Here is a 21,676-nt window from a genome sequence, read left to right as displayed (position 1 = left end):
TAAAGTATTGAAAATAAGACAATTAAATATTTTTATATTGATTTTCAACTTAGTAGTTTTTTGAGTAAGAAAAATGTAAATTTGTACTGTATTGAAAAAATGATGAAGTTAATATTTATAATTTTATTGCTGTTGAGTAGCTTTGGAAATGCTCAAACAAAAACAATTGATTCTTTAGGTGAGTTTAATTATTCACAACTGAAGAATAAATTTGACGATTATTATAATAATGATAATGTTTCTGAATCTAAAAAAATTGCTAAATACTATTTACAGAAAGCAAAAAGAGAAAAAAATATTGTTCAGATAGCGGAAGGATATACTCTTATGCATTTTAATGAAAATTTCTCAACAGCCTTACAATATATTGACAGTATATCCACAGTTACAAAAGATATTAAAGGAAGTTACTGGATTTCCACAGTATACAGACTAAAAGGGAATCAGTACTACAAGTATGATCAATTAAAAGCAGCACTGGACAATTATATCTTAAGTTTAAAATATGCAAAAGAAGAAAAAGATGAAAAACTCATTGCCTATACCAACCTAAACATTGCCTATATCAACAGCTATATAGGCAGAAACGCTGAAGCGGCTAAAATTTTCAGATATTATTACAATAAAAAAGATTTCCTTAAGACAGAACATAATCAAAACAGGGTAAACCTGATCAACTGCTATATTGAAATTAACAAACTGGATTCTGCCAATATATTGATTCAACAGGGATTACAATATTCGATTGAAAACAAAAACAAATATAGCATTAGTCAGTATCAATACTTATCAGGGCTTTATCATCTAAAGCAGAAGGAATATAAAACTGCAACCGATGAGCTATTAAAAGCCTATAATTATTTTTCAGGAATCAAAGATAATAATGAAAATTATGCACTATACCATATAGGCAGGGCATATAACGGATTAGCAAACAAGGAAAAAGCAGTACAATATTTTACCCAGTTAGATTCTAATATACAGAGTAGTAATATTACCTTTCCTGAGCTTCGGGAGACCTACACTTATCTTATAGATTATTATAAAGAAAAAAACGATAAGGAGAAACAACTATATTATATTGATCGTTTTCTAAAAGTTGATAAAAAGCTTGATGAACAATTCCAGTATTTATCCACCGAACTCCCTAAAAAATACGATACTCCGAACCTGCTGCAGGAAAAGGAAGATATTATTACCGATTTAAAACATAGAAAAACACTTTTACATGTCTCTATCAGTATTTTAATACTCTTGCTTTTATTGCTCGCAGCATTTTACTATAAAACAAAAAAAGCCGAAAAAAAACATCGAAAAATTGCTCAAGAGCTGATTCAATGGGTTGAAAAAAAGAAATCAGAAACAGTATATGTCCCAAGTGAAAATGAGGTAAACCTACCGGAAGTATCCGCAAAAGCTGAAATTACTGAAACTAAAATGATCAAAACTGTTCCTGACGATGTTGCTCAATCTATTTTAAAGGCTTTAGACCTTTTTGAAAGCAAACTGCAGTTTTTAAAGAATGGCATTACCCTGGCCAGTTTAGCAAAAAGTATAAAAACAAATACGACCTATCTATCTGAAATTATTAATAATCATAAAGGTAAAAACTTCACTGCTTACCTTAATGATCTACGTATTGACTACGTATTAGATGTGCTTGTAAAGGATAAAAAGTTTAGATCTTACAAATTACCGGCTATTGCGGAAGAAATAGGTTACAATAATGTGCAGGCATTTTCTATTGCCTTTAAGAAAAAGACAGGAATTACTCCCTCTATTTATATCAAAGAAATTGAGAAATCAATTATTCAATAATTTCATTTTCCGCAACACTATAAATACCTCACTTTCAACTATTTACTTTTCTTAATTTTTATAAAATCAAATACTGAATTTATAAATTACTTACCATATTCACCTTAAATTTATAAATCCTGATAGGCTTTTCTTGTTTTATCGCAAAAGCTCGTGCATCTTTGCTCCAGATAAAACATCAAACACTTATTTTTGAGTTTATCAAAATTTGTAATAACCTTTAGAAATGAAAAAAGTATTTTCCGCATTAAGTATCACTTTTACAATCTTCGCTTTTTCGCAAGAGAAAAAGAATGATTCTGTGGGAAAATTAATAGAAAAAGAAATACAGGAAGTTGAAATAAAGGCAAGAAAAAAGCTTGTAGAAAGAAAAATTGATCGGCTAGTATTTAATGTACAGAACTCTACATCTGCAACAGGCGGAGATGCAATGGACGCATTAAGAGTTACGCCCGGAGTAAAAGTAATTAATGATAAAATATCCATCATTGGTAAAAGTGGAGTTTCAGTTCTGATAGATGACAAAATTATGCACCTTGCCGGAGATGATTTAGCCAACTTTTTAAAGACTATACCTTCTGACCAGATTAAATCTATAGAAGTTATCACTACTCCACCGGCAAAATATGATGCACAGGGAAACGGAGGTCTTATTAATATAGTATTGAAAAAAACTAAAAAGAATAGCTGGAATGCTACCATAAGGTCATCTTATAAGCAAGCCACTTATGCGACAGGGAATCTTGGAGCAGATTTTAGTTTTCAAAAAGATAAAATCACGCTGTTCTCTTCTATTAATACGGGAGATGGAACCAGAAAAAACATTGATAACAGCAGTATTTATTATCCTGAAGAGAGATGGGAAAATAAAAGTCCGCGAAAGATTGAGAATAAATTCCTTTCAACAAGGCTTGGGCTGGATTATGATCTGACCAATAAACTTTCAATGGGATTTCAGTATTTAGGCAGTTTTTCTGAGATGAATATTAATGAAAATAATACAGCATCATATATTTATGACAGCCGGGATTATTTAAAATCATATATTATTTCGAAGGCAAAAAGTAATGAGAAGCCCAATTTGAATCAGTTTAATTTTCATACAATCTATAAATTGGATTCGTTAGGAAAAAAAATATCATTTGATGTGGATTATTTTTCTTTAAAAGATAAAAACACCCGAAATTACGATGGTAATTCCTGGGATAAGAATGATATTCCGCAATCGTACTTTGCAGCAATAAATAATAATAACCAAGATATTACAAACTATTCAGGAAAAATAGATGCTGAACTTCCGTTAGAATGGGCAAAACTCTCATTTGGAGGTAAGATTTCACAGTCCAGGACTCATAACAATGTCGTTTTTTATGACAATAGTTCAGGTACCCCGATTATAGATGAAAAACAAACCAATGAATTTGATTTTACAGAAAATACACAGGCATTATATTTTTCAGCCAACAAAAAACTGGGTGAAAAATGGGAAGCAAATGTAGGACTGAGAGCCGAGAATACACAGACGAAAGGATATTCAAGGAATCTTGATCAGGAAAATAAAAATACATATTTTCAGCTTTTTCCTACCGCCTATCTTGCGTATACTCCAAATGACAACCACTCATTTAATATGACATACAGCAGAAGAATAAACAGACCCAATTATAATCAACTGAACCCTTTCAGGATATATGATAATCCTTACTCGTATGTAGAAGGAAACCCTTTTCTGAAACCTTCTTATACCAGTAACTTTGAGTTCATCTATACATTTGATAATCTGGAGTCTAAGATATACTATTCATATGAAAAAAATGGTTTTGAACAGCTGGGTATATTGGATAATGATACAAAAATAACCCGTTATTTTGTATTAAACTTCCTTAAAACCTACAATATTGGCCTTACAGAAAACATATCGTTTAATCCTGTAAAGTTCTGGACAACAACCAATTCATTTGATATTAATTATACAAAATCTACATCAGACACCCCGATAACGGTTGGTTCTCTGAATGGATGGAATACTTACCTTTCTACAGATAATGAATTTTCTTTAAATTCAAAAAAAACATTATCATTTAATGTAGGATACTGGATAAGCCTTCCCGGAGTAAACGGAGTAGATAAAGTGGGTACCAACCAATCTTTATATGCAGGACTTAAATTTTTAATGTTAGATAAAAATTTACAGCTCTCCATTATAGCAAATGATATTTTAAAAACACAAAAACCTGTTTATACGTCATATTCCAACGGTATAAAAACGATGTATCGAAACTATTATGACACGCAGTTTTTTACCTTATCCCTATCTTATAAGTTTGGAAATCAAAAACTTAAAGTTTCAAAACATAATTTTGGAAACCAGGAAGAAAAAAACAGAACAGGAAAATAAACTTTGAATGATTCTTTTTGTAAGTGTACAGTACAAAAAGACCATAATAAATCGCTAGCTAGCAAAAACCCTTGTCAGGGATAGTATGACAAAAAATAAAATTATTAATCCAACTAAAATTAATTAAAATGAAATTAGCAAATTTAAACACAGTTAAACCATTAGATCTTAAAACTATTAAACTTGTATCTGGAGGATATCAGATCGAAGACAGCCTTGAAATCGCAGAAGGCTCTAAGAAAAGAGATGTAGAATCTACTTCAAATGACTCTTTGAAGAGAGACTAATATAAGGAATATCCGTATACTGTCAGGCTTTTACTGACGGTATACGGTTTTCTACAATAGAATATCACAAATATTACTTATTATGCCATAACCTTCAAAAACAAAAAAAAATGACACCAAACAAAACTAAAATCAAATTAACAACTCTAAAAACAGTCAAGCTATTAAATAAAAAAGCAATGACTATTACCTTTGGAGGAAGCCTTTCAAAAGACATTGAAAGTACCGGAAGAGACAGCCAGGCCCGCGATATAGAATCGCATTGGAGCGACAATATGTAACAAATACGTTTCTGTATAAGGCAGTCTTACCAATACAAATCATCGCGTAAGAATTCTCTACATACTCAAAGTTGCCCTACAGAAAGTCAGAAAGTATTCTTTTAAGATCATCCATCCTTTAACATCAAAAAAAATGATACTTATACTATCTTATGACTGGTATGAGCAGGGAACCGACCCTGTAATAGACTGGCTTATCTATCAGAAGGCAGACTTCGCCAAAATTACAATTAATGATTTGGTTAACAGAACCACCGATACCAGACTTGACATCAATACCGGAGAAATATGGGTCAATGGAATTGAAATAAGCCATAAGATAAATGTCATCTGGTTCAGGAGGTTTGAGCATGATATCCCTTTTGATTTTTCAAAAAAAACTGACGATCCTTTACTAAAACAAGCCGACTACGAATTACAACTGGAAATCAGAGAGCTGATGCAATATCTTTTCCAGCGATTTAAGGAAAAGACATGGATGCCTCATTATCTGGGAATAAATGCAAATAAGCTTGATCACATTTTTCACGCTAAAAAAAGAGGCGTAAAAATGCCTGAAACAATACTTTGCAATTGCAAAGCAGACCTGTTATCATTTTATGAAAAGCATACACATGGGATTATCATGAAGCCCATCAGACACAGCGGATATTTTACAAAAGGAGAAAAAACATTTTCTATATATACCAATACCGTAAAAAAGAATTTTATTGAAACCTTACCGGAACATTTTACACCTACCCTTTTCCAGCAAAAAGTAGACTCTAAAATGGAAATAAGGGTCTTCTATATTGACGGCAGTTTTTATGCGACAGCAATTATCCTTACCGAAGAGAACAAGGAAACAGATGTAAAATTAAGCTTCGGCACAGACAGCATCAACTGGATACCTTACGAACTCCCAAAGGATTACAGAGTACAACTTATTGATTTTTTCCAGAGTTTACATTTAAATACCTGCTCCTTTGATGTGATGCTTACTCATGACAATGAATACATCTTATTGGACATAAACCCGGCCGGCCAGTATACAGCCCCTGGTAACAAATGTAATTATAAAATTGAAAAAAAAATTGCCCACTGGCTCGTTGAAAATGATGAAAAAGAAAGAGAAAACCACCATATTCAGCAAAAAAACGCTGAAGGAACTGCCGTTAACCTATAGATTGATGACACAAATGGATACCGACAGCGTAGGAGAACTCTACACACGATCCATTTTTACCAACAGTAAAAAACATTTTTCAACAGGGTATAAAATGTACATTTCTACAAAACCCATATCAAATTTTATTATAAAGAAAGATGAATAAGTATTTGAATATTTTTTCTTTTTGCAAAGTGATTGAGGGAAAAGAAAATGCTATTATTTGCGATTTTCAAAAGAAAAATATAAAATATATCCCCTCATCGATGGTGGAAGTCATCAAAATGCTTTCTACATTACCTTACCTTGAAGTTGAAAATGCTTTCTCAGATCAAAAGGAGATTTTCAATAGCTATATCACTCTATTGCTTGCAGAAAAGTTTGCATTTTTCTCCGATCTGCGGGACGAATTTATCCCCATATCAGATATCTGGGAATCACCACAGGTGATAAACAATGCTATCATAGAATACGGATTTGAAAACTATACTATTACTAAGGCCATTGAACAGCTTGATGACTTAAATTGTCAGTTCCTGGAAATCCGGTTTCTGGCTTGCGGAAAGAAAAATATGGCATCCATAGAAGAAATTCTGAAGTACTGTAATGATCTGGTTTTACGATCCCTTAAAATATACCTTCCCTACGTCAGTCATAAGGCATCCTTACAAATTTATCATACACTAAAAAAGTTTAAAAAACTTGAAGCTATTGTATTTTATGAATCAGATAAAACAAAGGCAAATTATGTCTCGCAAAATATCCTGTTCACGAAAAAAAACATGGAATATATCAGGAGCAAAAACTTTGAGGAAACAGATTTAATTATTGATTTTGAATACTACAGAGAATCCCTGCAGTACAATCCATATTACAATAAAAAAGTATGTATTGACTATTTGGGAAATATAAAAAATTGTTTGAAAAACGAACTGATATTCGGTAATATTAACAAAAACAGTATTATTCAAATTCTAAAAGAAACGAAAATTAAAGAGCTTTGGCATGTATCACATGATATGATACTTGGTCTGAAGGATGATGAATTAAGATACAGCCGGCTTGTGTCCAACGACCTTAGAAAAACAGCAGAGGGCTTATATGAAATAATAAATTAAAAAAGGCCATGGGAAAGTTCATTTTTTTTAAACAGCTCGAGAGTGCTGATTGCGGAGCTACCTGCCTTAAAATGATAGCACAGTTCTACAATCGAAAGATAGATATCCGATATCTGAGGGAGATTGCCTATACCAATAAAAACGGAGTAACGTTGTCTTCCCTGATTAATGCTGCAGACACCATTGGCTTTGAAACTCTTCCTACACAAATAACTTTCGACCAATTATGTAATGATGTTCCACTCCCTGCAATACTGCATTGGAAAAACTCCCATTATGTGGTTGCCTATAAATCTGAAAAGAAAAACAACAAACAGTTTATTCATATTGCCGATCCGGCCTATGGAAAACTAAAATTACAGCAAAAAGAAACTGAGTCCCTATGGAATGTGGATCATGAGAAAAAAGGAATTACGCTCCTTTTTGAAGCTCATACCAATTTTAATCCCCATATGGATAGTGAAGTAAAAAAAATTGAATTTTCGTATTTCCTGCAGTACCTCAAACCCGTGTATGGAAAACTGGCGATTATATTCACATTAATTTTGCTCATCGCATCATTTAATTTTCTTTATCCCTATATTAATCAGCAACTGATTGATAAAGGAGTGAAGGATAAAAGCGTATATTTTATCATCTATTTCCTTGCAGCACAGTTGATCACCTATACTTCATCCATGATTATGGAATTTATTCAGGGATGGATATTTCTTACTGTAAAGGTTAGGTTTGGGTTAAAACTGGTTAATGATTTTCTCATTAAACTGATGAAAATGCCCATCTCATTTTTTGAGAACAAGCTATCTTCTGACATTCTTTTAAGAATAGCTGACCATGACAAAATTGAGAACTTCTTTTCTCAGCATACAATGCAGTTCATTATTTCTGTTCTTTCTTTTTTTATTTTCTCCATCGTCCTCATCCAATATTCAAATATGATTTTTTTGGTCTTTTTCACAGGATCAATAATCTCGGTTTTATGGGTTCTTTGGTTCCATAAAGTCAGAAAATTTTTAAATTATAAAAAATTTGAACTTGAATCTTTAAACAGAAATATTCTCTATGAAGTTGTCAATGGTATTTCTGACATAAAAATCAACAATTTTGAGGTTAAAAAAGTAAAAGAATGGAGAGACACACAACAAGAATTAGTTGAAGTCAACAAAAAGAATCTAAGACTATCCAATACTCAGGAATTTGGAATTAATTATCTGACTCAGATCAAAAACACTATCATTCTCGGTCTGGCTGCCTTTATGGTTATTGAAGACTCCATAACATTAGGAACCATGCTGGCCATTTCATTTATTATTGGCCAGCTTAATGCCCCCTCTGGAACATTTCGTACTCTTTATCTATTCCTTACAAGATGCCAAGATAAGCCTGGAAAGGTTGATAGATGTCTATGAAAAAAAGGATGAAGAGGATATTTCAGGCGGTTCTATTAATGAAGTTTCAGCCCATGGTGATATTATTTTTAAGGATGTGAGCTTCGGCTATCAGAATCCCAATGAATACAAAATTTTTGAAAATTTAAATTTAACTTTAAAATCCAATTGTACAACAGCCATCGTGGGTACAAGTGGTAGCGGCAAAACGACTTTAATAAAACTCCTAATGAAATTTTATGAGCCCTTCACGGGAGAGATCACACTCAACAATAATTCGATCGAAAATTTCAATTTTAATAAGTGGAGAGAAAAAATAAGTGTCGTATTTCAGGATGGGTATATTTTTTCAGACTCCGTTAAAGGAAATATTGTAATGGGACAGGAATACGATGAAAACAAGTTTAATCACATCATTTCTCAGGCCAATTTAAATGAAATCATAGATATACTCCCTCAAAATGCTGAAACAAAAATCGGTGAAAACGGATTAGGTTTAAGCAAAGGGCAACAACAACGTATTCTTATCGCAAGGGCTATGTACAAAAACCCGGAAATTCTCATTTTAGATGAGGCAACAAGTGCATTAGACTCTGTAAATGAAAAAATAATACACCACAATCTGCAAAATTTTTTCAAAGGAAAAACAGTGATCATTATTGCTCACAGACTCTCAACAGTAAAAAATGCCGATCAGATATTAGTGCTGAAACAAGGAAAAGTGGTGGAAGCCGGAAACCATCAGCAACTGGTGGATAATAAAAAAGAATATTATACCCTTGTAAAAAATCAGCTGGAACTTGACAGTTGATCACAACTTATAGCTAAAAAAAACCACTTACATTACTGTAAGTGGTTTGATTTTTTTATTTCCCCAAAAGCTTATTCCTTTATGACCTTATGCGTGATGATTTTCCCTGATTTTGTAGTTGCTGTGACAAAATATACTCCTTTAACAAGTTTCCCCAAATTGAAAGATTTTCCGGCAGTGAAAGTCTGAATGATCACTTTTCCCGAAATATCAAGTATTTTGATTGTGGAGATCTCTTCCGAAAAATGAAGATTTTCACTTACAGGGTTCGGATACACCGTTATCATTTCTTTTGTATTGAAACTGGAAGCAGACAAAGTTCCTGCAACACTCAGACGTGCAATTCTATTCTGATCTACCCCTTTATAACTGGTAAAATATCCTCCAACCACAATTTTCCCGTCAGGTTGTAATGAAACGGTCTCTACATTGCTGAGTGTTCCAAAAAATCCGGTTCCGATGTCAAATGAGGTATCAAGACTTCCATTCGCATTAATTCTCGCCAGGCATCTCCTGGCAATTCCATTATAGCTTAAAAAGCCACCTCCTAAAAGGATTTTTCCATCCGGCTGTAATTCAATGTCATTCACAAAATAATTATCTACACCTGCGACTGCCACAAATGATGTATCTACGTTTCCATTTGTGTTGAGTCGTACAATCCGGTTTTGGGTCGTTCCTTTATAAGTGGTAAAATATCCTCCGACAAGGATCTTATCATCAGGTTGAACTACGATTGTCTGAACAACTGCTCCACCGGGACTGCCACCAAATCCTGTCCCAATATTAAACGAACTGTCAATAGTACCATTCATATTCAGACGGACAATATAATTTACATTGGCGAACGAATAAGATTTAAAACTGCCACCCGCAACAATTTTACCGTCAGATTGCAAGGCAATAGTCTTAACATCTGCATTAAAGCCTGAACCAACGACAAATGAAGTATCTATAGTTCCGTCTGTATTGATGCGGGCAATACGTTGTCGCGGAGTTCCATTATAGTCTGTAAATCTGCCACCTACAAGAATTTTTCCGTCATTCTGTATAGCCATTGTATTGACAAATGCCATCCCTCCGGATGTTGTAAGCCCATTTCCCATATTAAAAGACGTATCTATACTGCCATCTGCGTTTAAACGGGTAATACTGTTTTGAGTAATTCCGTTGTACGTGGTAAAATCGCCTCCCACAAGGATTTTACCATCAGCCTGTAAAACAATACTATAAACAACCGCATCAAACCCTGCTCCTACATTAAAAGAAGTATCAAGGCTTCCATCCGCATTTAAGCGGGCAATATTGCTTCTGGATATCCCCCGGTAAGTAGTAAACCAACCTCCTACAAGAATTTTTCCATCCGGTTGTACAGCAGTAGTCATCACTGCGTTGTTAAATCCTGCTTCGGTAACAAAAGATGTATCGAGATCTACGTTTGCCTGTGCCTGCGATTCTCCACTCCATAGCAACAGGACAAAAAAGCTGATAAGAAATAAAACTTTTTTCATAAATACATAAGTTATTAGTTAAATATTGAACAGAAAATTAAGATTCCCGCAATAAGTGGCAAATATAGAAAAACTCTTGACTTACATCCTGAATAATAAAAATGTTACTATAATCATAAAAAAAACCACTCACATTACTGTAAGTGGTTGCTTTTATGTGGTCCCACCTGGGCTCGAACCAGGGACCACCTGATTATGAGTAAGGAGTCAGGGTATTTACTCCTGTATACTTTCATTTACAATAATACTGTTTTACAATTATTTACAATAATATTTCATTTTAAATTTTGACTTATTTTTACTATTTTTGACCTTCAACCTTGACCTTTAACTTGACCTATGGCAACAACACAACTAATGCTCCGAAATAAACCTAAAGCAGATGGAAGTCTTCCAATTGTTTTTAAAGTATACTTAGGCAACAAATCTAAAATTATCACTACTCCGTTTTCTGTACAGGAGAACCAATGGGATACCAAAAACAAGAAAGTGAAATCTAATCATGGTAAAGCTCGTGAAATTAATGAATCTTTGAAAAAACTAGACACCCGTCTTAATGAAGCTATCATAGAACTGGAATCCGAAGAGCTTGATTATAATTTAGACGACATTGATGCAAGGTTTAGAGCACAATCCGCAGGTAACAAAATAAAATCTATTTCTGTGAAAGATTTTTTTCAACAGAGAATTGATGCATTAAATGAGCTTAGTAAATTCGGATATGCCAAAACAATTAAAGAATCCATGCAATCGTTATTCAAATTTGAAAAAAATATAGACTTAAGATTTAAGGATATTGATTTTGAATTTTTAGTGAAATATGAAAATTTTTTAGCAAAATCGTGTAGCAATACAACTATCAGAATCAGAATGACTGATTTAAGAACATTATTTAATCTTGCTATAAGGTCGGGTTATGCAAGAAAAGAAGATTATCCGTTCGGAAGTTACAGTATTCAGAAAAGATTGAAAATGCAATCCCGCAAAATAGCATTGAGCGAAGGGCAGTTTTCAATGTTTAAATTATTTGATTGTGGAAGTTTTCCCAAATACACTAATACTTACAAAATGTTTTTATTTTCTTACTATGTTGGCGGTATGAACTTTAAAGACATGGCATTCTTAGAATGGGATGATATAAAAGGTAACCGTCTGTACTATACCAGAAGTAAAACAGGTCGGGATTTCAATGTTCCTTTGAGGTCAGAAGCATTGGAAATATTGGAATACTACAGAAATTACTTAAAACCAGAAGAAGTAAAATATATCTTTCCTGTTATCTTAAAAAACAAACTTTCAGATAAGCAATTGTACGGAAGGTATAGAAGATGTTTAAAAATCTTTAACTCTGATTTGAAATTCATAGCAGAACAAACGGAAATTGATGAAGATATAACCAGTTATGTAGGGAGACATACTTTTGCCACTCACTTAAAATTTAATAATGTTTCTGCGGATGTAATTAGTCAAGTAATGGGACACTCTTCTGTTTCTGTTACTAATTCGTACCTGAAAGATTTTGAGGATGGCATTATTGATGATGCTTTTAGTAAATTAGTATAAAATTTTTCTCCAATTGAAAAACATAAGTACATACGACATACAATCTTACAATAGAATAATGCGTGAGATTGGAATAGGGGGATTGGATGGCATTAAAAATCTGATTGAGCAAAATTTATATTTAGAACACGGATATATTAAGGATTTTATCCCTCAGCAATATAATTTAAGATACCAAAATCTAAATGATAAGGGAAAGATCATTGTCATTAACAATATCATCAAGGAACTTAATTATGAAAGTCAAATAATTGGAAAACGTGATGATTTTGAATATTTTAATTGGAAAGGATCTCTATCTGAGGAATTTCCACATATTTTTAATAATTCTGCTGCTGATATAGAGAAAAAAGTGAATGACTGGCATTTTGATATATCACTATATGATATAGCTCCTTTTTCTTATAGCCTTTCCGATAATGATTTAATGGTAAATTGTTATGGATTACTCAAAAGTCTAGTTGATGATTTAGAAATTGACCCCATTGGTAAAAATAAAATTTTCAAAGATATTATTAACCAATTGCAAGAATCTATTGAATATAATAGTGTGTTTTTAGATGCCAATACTACAAAAGATGATATCTATTTACTTACTGAAAAAATCACTTTGCTATATCAGCAAGTATTAACAATGATAAAAAATACATTTTCTCAATATCTCAATATCTCAATTTTTGTAAATCCAGTACATTCTAATTCTACTCCACCCAATAATACAATCAAACAAACTGTTTTTGGAAAGAACTTTGATTTTATTGGGCAACTGCATGAAAACCTATGGACAAAAGGATTTATTGACGAATCTTGTACTAAAGAAGTATTTTTACAGCATTTTTATATAGATATAATTCCATCAGAACCAATTATACTGATTGGTAAAACCCAATCTGATTTAGCACATCTGATTGATTCTCTAAGAGACTTTTTCAAAGAAGATTATCAGGATAGCACATTTTTTAATAAGTTTTGGGCAGAAAGATTTCTGTTTTTAACTAATAGTAACAATCAGATTCCAAAAATTAAAGACAAAAATAGTATTAGCAGAATTATTAGTGAAGTGAAAACAGGCAATAGACAACCAACAAAAATTAACACAATTGCTGAAATTGTTGAAAATTTAAGAACTCATTCCGCAGTAATTCCACACAATCTTAACAAAAAGTTTTAAAACTCCTTTATACAGGGAGTTTTTATTTTTTGTGGAATAATCTATTCCTCAACTCTTCCTCAAAAATATACAGAAATTGCAATTGAATTTATATAACAATAAAAAGAAAATTATATGATAAAAATTGTAAATGAATTAAGAGAAATTCTAACGAACATTGCAAGAGAATTAAAAGAGCTGAAAGAAACAGTTAAAATGTCAACTATTCTTAATAAAGAAGTATTGGATGTATATGAAGCTGCGGTACTCACAGGATATAAGGTAAGTTATATACATAAACTTAGTAGTGTAGGAACAGATTTACCTATCTACTCATCTTCTGGCAATGGAAAACTTTACTTTAAAAGATTAGAATTGTTGGAATGGATGACAAAACACAAAAGAAACAATTTTACTGATTTCCAAAATAATGTAAATAAATATTTGGCAAGAAAGACAGCTTAATTATGGAAAACACAAAAATACAATAGACTTTGTTTTAGTTTATTTTCTTTTGACAGTTTGGTTTAGATTGCGCATAATAATCTTGTTAATCATTCAGACAGTCGGATTTAGATCTCAAATAATAGCCTAAAAATCAAGTAAAATTTTAAAACAATATAAAACCTCAAAAAATATAGCAAACAAGCTGTATGAGCTATCGCTATATCCTTATTTTAAGTAATAAAATGATTAACAAAATAAACAATTGTAAAAACAGAGCTATTGTAAGCTCATTTAATAATATTGAAGAAGTAGTAAATTTCATTAAATCTCCACCTCAAGAACATATTCAATATGTAGAAAATGCTAGAAACCTGGAAAGAAAATCTAAAGAATACAACTACATTAAGATCAACAAATTACCTGCAATAACAATTAATTTTAATTTCTCAAATAATTATATATCAGGAAAAAATGTTTTGAATCCTACAGGATATCTTTATCTCGATGTTGATGGAATGACCGAACAAGATTTTGAGATTAATACAACCTATATATGTGCATACTGGAGAAGTTTATCTAACACAGGAATGACATTAGTTGTGAAAGTAGATGGATTAACTCTAAATAACTTTAAGGAAGCTACCAAAAAGATAGCTAGATTATTAGATATACCTTATGATGAGAAAGCAGTATCAATTGATAGGTTGACCGTTCTTCCTTATGACAGACATGCATACTTCAATAGTAGCACAGAAATTATTCCAGTATTTCAATTGTTATCATCCGATTTGACAGTTTCTGATGAAAATGAAGTTACAAAAAATACCCACTACAATAGTATTAACAATAATAATATTAAAAAACTGTCTAAATACGATTGTAATGGGTATAAAATTAGATTTGACAATTTGGATGAACTCATAGAATCTAAAAATATAGAATATGACGAAAATGGTTTTTATGATTTTGGAAAGGATAGTAAATTGAGATATGCTAAAGTTTTTGTTCCTTTTACAGCTATAGAGTCAGATAAAAGATACTATATATTAGAAAAAATAACTCTTCAATTAGTAGCTTTAAATAAAAAAGTATCTAAAAAAAATATTTACAGTTGTATTAATAAAATTAACAACAATAGAATGACTCCTCCTGTTGAAAATAATTTTGTAGAAGATCTTTTAAATAAGATATATAAAAACATAAAAGAGATTGAACCTAATTTTAATGAAGAAAGAAGATTTATTTATGATAAAACAAAGGATCTTACTACAAAGGAAAAAAGAATCCTAAATATGAAACAACTCGGAAAGGATAAGTCTAATAAATCTGTAGCTGAATTATTCAAAGTAATGAAGGAATGGAATTATAGTATACATGGCAAAATTACCATCAAAAGTCTGTCAAAAATAGCTTCAAAAAACAGAAAGACTGTCCAGAAATATTATAAAGAGTTAAAGGCTAAATTAATCCCAATTATGGATCCAAAGATTAAAAAACAAGAAAACATCTTAGAAATATAATTTCCAATTTCATAGAAGGAAAAAGTTGTTCAAAGCATGTAATTATGAATATTTCAAATTTATAAGACCTCCAACATTGGAGGTTTTCTTTATTACAACTATAAGTTAATTATAAATCAATTAATTCCTATCCAATTATCTAATTTATAATTAAAAATATTCATTTGTTTCATTTGTATTCTTCCTGAATCATATATCTTGTTATTCATTTTTTTTATAGTTTCTATGACTTTTTGATTTTCTTCTTTCTGAAGATCTAAAACATTCTTTGCATATGTGAGTGTTCCCAAAAATCTCGTATTATGCTCTTCGGTAATTTTTTCAAAAAAGTTGAATGCCATATCGTTATACTGATCTCTTTGAATTAAATCAATAATTTGACGAATGACATTATCTGGGGAGATTTTCGGAATAATTCTTTTAAACAAAAATTGTTCTTCAAAAATTTTAAATACATCTTCGTTTCCATGCCCAGTTTGCTGTAAGATCTCAAGGTTCTCCAAAATTAAACAATCAATTATATTTGATTGATTGTGAGAGTCAAAGGTTTCAATTAATTTTGTCCACATCTTTTTAGCCGATGCCAAGTTGCAAGTAGCATTTGCTGTATTGTATAAAAGTCTTTCAAATAGATATTCTTTTTCAGAAGAATTATTACAAATAATATCCCATAAAGTTTCCCATTCTTTCCATTCTTGAGTAAATCCAATAACTCCATTACCTATAAAATTTTCTAAACAAATTTTGAAACCTACATTATTTTCATTTAGGAGAATTTTATACATAATTTCAAACCAGAAATTACGATTTTTATGATGTAAGGCTAACCACCATAAAGGTTGTGGAAATCCGCAGAAAACATTTAAACAGTCACATAACAGACTATCGTTTACATTTGATAGAAAAACTGTTACGTCTTCATTAAATAAATCAATATTCCCTAAAATTTTTCAGTTAACTCTTTTGGTGGATTTTCTGTAGTTAATATAACAGCCTTAATCCAACGTAGATCCATTCTATTACCGTCTAATATTGTAAAAATTTGTTCTTTTTCTAATTGAACTATATATTCCCAATTATTTAATACCCATTTTAAATTAGATAATAAGAAACTAGTATCATAATAATTAATTAAATTTGAAAAAAGATTCTTTCTAATTTCTGAATTATTTTTAGTTAATGCTAACAAATCTTCCATTATAGACATTTCATATTCGTCAATAATTTTATTTTTTGAAATTTGAAAATCTATTCTTTTATACCAAGCATTCAAAACCTCCATACCTATTTTGATATCTATATATTTAGTAGCTGTAGACATGGTTGAGCTAAACCTAGCCCCATTTAAATAAATTTTTAAGGGAATATTATTTATAATTTGCGGATAAATAACACCCCACAAATTCCATAATTCTACAATTTGTTTTTGATTAAATTTTTTCCATTTAATAATTGATTCACTCCCGTAATCAATTGAAAATGTTGCTATAACTTCATAAGCTCTAATAGCCACATCAGTTCGATTTAAAGATTTAACGATTAGGCTATTACATATAACTTTCAATTCTTCTGAAAAATTAAACCAATTTTGTATTACAGCACTTATTAAATTAAATATAACTGTAGGATGCTCATCTTTAAAAAGGAACTCTATAAATTTTTCATCTAAAATATTTTGGTTTCTAAAAATTTCGTATATAATTTCAGACCTTATAAAAGCCTCTTTTACTTGCAGAAGTATTACAAAAATTTCTTTATCAATAGTATTCTTTCCTTTTTGTGTTTTAATATACCCCCAAATTTCATAGCTTGACGGAAATTCTTTTTGTTTCAATTTATTTTCGACTTCAGACACTTTGCTTTTATCCAAGCTTAAGGACAAGTTTTTCATGCCTGCTCCACCATTCGTTTTAAATGGTATTTGATTGTTATACCATTCAATATCATAATAATCAGTTCCTCCTTTTTGTATTTTAAAGATTATTTTTTCTTGTTGTTCTATATTTAAATCTCCAATTATTTTTGTTAAAAATAAAAGGGAATTATCTTCAACTGCTGGAAAAATAGAATTTAAAGCTTTAAATCCTAATTCTATTACTTGCGATCTAAATTCAGGATTAATCTGATTATAGATAAAGAATAAATTTCTTGAAGCAATAAAGGCTGTTTGTTCATTAAGGCAGAAAATACTTTTTTTGTATAGGTCTAATTTCTCTTCAAGATAAATAGTGCTTTTATCGAGAAAAAGATTTAGTCCTGCACTTAAAAAATTTGAGTGGGTTGTGATAACTATTTGTTTTTTTATTGAAATTAAATTTCTTTTTTCTAGATAACCTAAATCTTTTTTAAGTTGTATACTTGGAGTAAAATTCTCAGAATAAGAAGGAAAATCAGATTCGTTTTCGTCTAGGGAGTGAATATATACATCTTCTCCTAAGCTTGAAGGCAATTCAGTATCTGAAGAATAGATATATGCTAAATCTTTGAAATCAACTCCATAAACTGAAGAGGATGATACAGATAGTATTGATAACAATTGTGCTGAAGATAAATTTGATGTTTCCAGTTGATTGGCAATCTCTCTAGAATTACTTTTAGCAATATGTACTAGTTCACTAAAATTTTTACCCTCTAATTTTTCTATATCCTCACTTGCTAAATATCTAAGCTGTCCAATTTGAAGCTGGCTTTCATTTTGTGATTCTATTATGCCTTTTTCAACTGTTTCAAAAATATTTTTTGTCAATGAATTCTCCTTTGATATAAACTCCCAAAAAGGAAGCAAAGTTTCTATATCATGAAGAGTCAAATCAAACCACTGCATTTTTCCAATTGAACATTCTTCTATCGTTTTGGTATTATACACATCAAACAAAAGTTCTATACGACTTGTTATTATTAATAAATGATGCTTTTCTTTAATATCTAATAACTCCTTAATACTTTTTAATATTTCCGTAAATTTATCTTTGAGTTCAACATGACCAAAAGGGTCTGATAGAATTACTATTTTGTTATCTAAAATATTGGTTTGTAGAAATTTTTTGATATTATAAATTTCATCGTGAATAAAATAATTATAGCCCTTCAAGACAAAACTCTCAGATATTTTTTTTGCCAACTCAGTCTTACCACACAATGAAGTACCTGTCAATAATAAGACATGATCTTTTTCAAGTTTTAGTAATAAACTTTTCTCTTCATTTCGGGTTTTATATAATGGATCAACAAATGGATTTCCTATCTTATTTAATTCTAAAAGTTCTTTAATCCTTTTACTAATATCAAATCCTTCATCTCTTCCACCTAATACAACCTGTATCAATTTCAGATAAATTTCTTCAGTTTTTGATTGCGCAATTTGACATTTGCTATTTAAATATTGTAAAACTGCCGTGTCTACCTTTTCATCAGTGAATTCTTCTACAATTATACATTTTTCCAATAAATCTTTAACCATTTTATGGTTAAGCTTCAATGCTTGGTTATAACAAAATTGCTCTCTTTTTTTATTAAGGTCAGTATCTCCTATTTTTATTTTTTTAAGTTCCTTCAAAAAAAAACTTGATAATTCTTTAGAAGTAAGAACAGCAGCGGAATCATTTATTTTGTTATAGTCTTTTTTTAAAGATACAATAGAATCACTACATCTTGAACGAGTTACAAATATAACTTTAGTATTTTCATTATCTATAAGCTTCTGTAATAGATTATTATTACTTGTACGTTCCTCAAAATGACACAGCCACTTTATTAATTGAGGTATTCCTAAAATTCCCTCCTCTCTTTTAACTTGTATTTCAATAAACTGCTTAGTAGAATCTTCATTTTCAATTTCTATTAAAGCATCTTCACTTCCTATTTTTTCTACATACATCTTTGTAGAATTATTTCTCAGAAATAATGCATTTAATACTGTAACTCGGTATTGATATTCATAACCTTTTGGTCCAGATAATTGTATACTCATTTCAGGTTATTAGCTTATGTTTTGTTATAATTATAAAATTAATTGTAGAATATTTTATTGATAAATAAAAATTAGATTACAATTTTTTTCTGAGTACTTAATATATCTTGTTCTGTAAACTCTGAGTATCGTTCAGAAAGTTTATCTCTAAGGTTAAATAATCTTTTTTCAGAAGAGTCTACAATTTGAGAAAATAAACAAATTTGAACTTTACCCATTTCAACATTATTAGAGTTTGAAACGGTATGATTAGGTTGTATCTTTTCTGAAAATGATTCGCCAACTAAAAATGCATTTATGTAAGGATTTCCAAGTAGAGTTCCACAGTTCATAAAATCTTCTACGTAACCTACCGCTTGATTTTTTTCTTCTCTGCCGAGTTTATAGCCTCCTCTTTTTAATTCTATAATTAAAACTTTTTTGATATTTGAAATACTTGTTTCAGTATCATAATCATTAATACAATTTATTGAAAAGGTGGAATCTCCCATTACAACGATATCTGGTCTTTTTTTGTTATTGTTGAAATTATCCTTATCGATTTTCTTTCCAAAAACTTTCTGTACTGTAGTATGTAATTGATTATTGTAGGAATATTCTGGAGAGTCGTATTCAGGACCAAATATCCATCTCGCACTAGCAATTAGTGGATGTAAAACATGAAGCTCATCAACTGTCTTGTCGGATGATAATTTTCTTATGGATTCTATAACAGAAATTCTTTTATCAATTTCATCTAAAACAATTAAAGCATCTTTTATTGACCAATTATCCAGAAGCTTATTCAAACCATTTATATCTTCGCTTGTAAGTGTAGAGATCTTTTGAAGCAATTCAGAACCATTCCTTGTATTCTCTAAATTAATCAATGTTTCCATTGCAAGATTAATTGATTCTTGCTTAGCAGTTGGGTTTGTTTTAGTAATATGATCTAATGCTTCATTAAATTCATATTTTGCCAATGGTGTAAGAGATGCATAATCTTTATTATAGTTTTGCTTAACAATTTTCTTTGTTTCTTCAACATTTTCTATTGCAATTTCGTTAAAAATAATTCCTATTTCTTCCGACAGTTTTTCAAAAATAAAATCTAAGTCTCTACTTTTTTTGAAGCCAGACCAATCTTCTCTAATATAACTTTCGAGATCATTTGTTTGAATAATGACAGAATACTTTTTTGCTTCCTGCGTTCTCCCATCTAAAATAATATTTGTTCCCAACGCCCATGACGGTTCACCAATTAATCTACCTGATTGCCAAATTGCCACACCTTGATAAAGCGTGTTTTTTCTTGATTTTTTAGTATCTATCAAACTTATAATGAAACTACATTTCTCTATTTCAATTGGAATTGTTTTAACTACGCCCGAATGATTTTCTAAATTAATTATTTTTTTATTTATAGAAATTTTAAAATTAGGATCATGTAAAAATCTAGCGGAAATAATATCATTTATTTCAGAAGATTTGGGAATATTTTTTTTTACAATTACTTCCAATTTTGTCCCAGGATAGCTTGATTTTGCAAATTGTTCCTTTTTTATTATAAATGGCTCTGTATCATCTTTTGTAGTAATAGTAAATGTCGATTCCTTGCCATCTTTATTAGTGATTATTTTATATTCATCATTAAAACATAGTAATCCATGTCTTCCAACACCGTTTCGACCATATGCAATCCTTTTTAGATCTATACCCTTTGCAAATTCAACTTTTTTTCCTTGATTTTTCAATCTGTTGTACCCAAGTTTCATCCAACGAGCTTTGAATTCATCAGCAGTTAATCCAGTACCATTATCTTTTATGATTAGTGGCTGCCCATACTCATCTGGCAAGAAAATATCGACTTCAGTTGCTCCTGCATCCCACGCATTTGCAACTAGTTCAGTTAAAGCAATGTCAGGTTGAGATCCTAAATTGCCTAGTGTTCTCAATAAAAAATCTTCTTCAAATAAAGAACCTTGTACAAAATCATGTTTTTTCATTGTGTATTAGTTATTAGTTTAAATAGTAATATTAGACGTTGATCATAGATTTAGTATATAAAACTAATATTTTTATATAAATATCTACAAAATTAATTAATTCAACTTCAGTAAATGTGCCTTATTTGAATATCAAAATATTGCAAATACTTAAAGATAAATCCATATTACTTCACCTAAGTTAGTACATAAATATAAGTATCTCATATTTAGAAATTGATTTGTAATGATATTTATTTAATTTAGTGATTATTTGAAGTATAATAATCGAAATAAAAAATT

At 30.4% G+C, this 21,676-nt stretch carries 16 protein-coding genes; 12 read left to right on the top strand and 4 right to left on the bottom strand.

Annotation, left to right across the window (positions count from 1 at the left end; all coding sequences use genetic code 11):
* Window positions 1–99 precede the first annotated feature (99 nt).
* The 8 genes from H3Z85_11615 to H3Z85_11580 all read left to right on the top strand — a co-directional run bounded on the left by H3Z85_11615 (window position 100) and on the right by H3Z85_11580 (window position 9,248).
* Window positions 100–1,818, top strand: coding sequence for a helix-turn-helix transcriptional regulator (locus tag H3Z85_11615; GenBank protein QPQ50202.1), 1,719 nt, complete (start codon window positions 100–102; stop codon window positions 1,816–1,818).
* A gap of 226 nt (window positions 1,819–2,044) precedes the next feature.
* Window positions 2,045–4,216, top strand: a complete 2,172-nt coding sequence (locus H3Z85_11610; protein ID QPQ50201.1) for a TonB-dependent receptor — start codon at window positions 2,045–2,047, stop codon at window positions 4,214–4,216.
* Window positions 4,217–4,344: 128 nt separating this feature from the next.
* On the top strand, window positions 4,345–4,503 hold the full coding sequence (locus H3Z85_11605) for a hypothetical protein (protein ID QPQ50200.1): 159 nt from the start codon (window positions 4,345–4,347) through the stop codon (window positions 4,501–4,503).
* A gap of 110 nt (window positions 4,504–4,613) precedes the next feature.
* Entirely contained in the window at window positions 4,614–4,784 is a 171-nt protein-coding gene (locus H3Z85_11600; protein ID QPQ50199.1) for a hypothetical protein, read from the top strand.
* Between the two features lie 133 nt (window positions 4,785–4,917).
* The gene (locus H3Z85_11595) at window positions 4,918–5,949 is read left to right on the top strand and encodes a hypothetical protein (GenBank protein ID QPQ50198.1); all 1,032 of its coding nucleotides are present in this window, start codon (window positions 4,918–4,920) and stop codon (window positions 5,947–5,949) included.
* 248 nt (window positions 5,950–6,197) lie between these two features.
* The gene (locus H3Z85_11590) at window positions 6,198–7,049 is read left to right on the top strand and encodes a hypothetical protein (protein QPQ50197.1); all 852 of its coding nucleotides are present in this window, start codon (window positions 6,198–6,200) and stop codon (window positions 7,047–7,049) included.
* 8 nt (window positions 7,050–7,057) lie between these two features.
* Entirely contained in the window at window positions 7,058–8,458 is a 1,401-nt protein-coding gene (locus H3Z85_11585; protein QPQ50196.1) for a hypothetical protein, read from the top strand.
* Window positions 8,442–9,248 (top strand): ATP-binding cassette domain-containing protein, encoded by an 807-nt coding sequence (locus H3Z85_11580; GenBank protein QPQ50195.1) that lies wholly within the window; start codon window positions 8,442–8,444, stop codon window positions 9,246–9,248. Before H3Z85_11585 ends, H3Z85_11580 begins: the two co-directional genes overlap by 17 nt.
* Before the next feature lie 71 nt (window positions 9,249–9,319).
* Here the strand turns inward: H3Z85_11580 and H3Z85_11575 are convergent, their stop codons facing one another.
* Window positions 9,320–10,759, bottom strand: a complete 1,440-nt coding sequence (locus H3Z85_11575) for a T9SS type A sorting domain-containing protein (GenBank protein QPQ50194.1) — start codon at window positions 10,757–10,759, stop codon at window positions 9,320–9,322.
* Between the two features lie 339 nt (window positions 10,760–11,098).
* Between H3Z85_11575 and H3Z85_11570 the strand changes: the two genes are divergently transcribed.
* From H3Z85_11570 to H3Z85_11555, 4 genes are all read left to right on the top strand, one after another.
* Window positions 11,099–12,322: a site-specific integrase gene (locus tag H3Z85_11570; GenBank protein ID QPQ50193.1), complete on the top strand. Its 1,224-nt coding sequence runs from the start codon at window positions 11,099–11,101 to the stop codon at window positions 12,320–12,322.
* A gap of 58 nt (window positions 12,323–12,380) precedes the next feature.
* Window positions 12,381–13,493: a hypothetical protein gene (locus H3Z85_11565; protein ID QPQ50192.1), complete on the top strand. Its 1,113-nt coding sequence runs from the start codon at window positions 12,381–12,383 to the stop codon at window positions 13,491–13,493.
* Window positions 13,494–13,607: 114 nt separating this feature from the next.
* On the top strand, window positions 13,608–13,937 hold the full coding sequence (locus H3Z85_11560) for a DNA-binding protein (GenBank protein QPQ50191.1): 330 nt from the start codon (window positions 13,608–13,610) through the stop codon (window positions 13,935–13,937).
* Window positions 13,938–14,161: 224 nt separating this feature from the next.
* Window positions 14,162–15,439 carry a hypothetical protein gene (locus H3Z85_11555; GenBank protein QPQ50190.1) on the top strand — a complete coding sequence of 426 codons (1,278 nt, stop codon included), beginning with the start codon at window positions 14,162–14,164 and terminating at the stop codon, window positions 15,437–15,439.
* A gap of 116 nt (window positions 15,440–15,555) precedes the next feature.
* Here the strand turns inward: H3Z85_11555 and H3Z85_11550 are convergent, their stop codons facing one another.
* The 3 genes from H3Z85_11550 to H3Z85_11540 form a co-directional block, all read right to left on the bottom strand.
* Complete coding sequence (locus H3Z85_11550; protein QPQ50189.1) at window positions 15,556–16,224, bottom strand: hypothetical protein; 669 nt, start codon at window positions 16,222–16,224, stop codon at window positions 15,556–15,558.
* Between the two features lie 155 nt (window positions 16,225–16,379).
* Entirely contained in the window at window positions 16,380–19,409 is a 3,030-nt protein-coding gene (locus tag H3Z85_11545; protein QPQ50188.1) for a hypothetical protein, read from the bottom strand.
* Between the two features lie 71 nt (window positions 19,410–19,480).
* The gene (locus tag H3Z85_11540; GenBank protein ID QPQ50187.1) at window positions 19,481–21,394 is read right to left on the bottom strand and encodes an ATP-binding protein; all 1,914 of its coding nucleotides are present in this window, start codon (window positions 21,392–21,394) and stop codon (window positions 19,481–19,483) included.
* Window positions 21,395–21,676: the final 282 nt, after the last annotated feature.

The organism is Chryseobacterium indologenes (assembly GCA_016025055.1).
GTDB classification, from domain to species: Bacteria; Bacteroidota; Bacteroidia; order Flavobacteriales; family Weeksellaceae; genus Chryseobacterium; species Chryseobacterium indologenes.
Note: the sequence above shows the minus strand (reverse complement) of the source record. Positions and strands in the feature narration are given on the sequence as shown.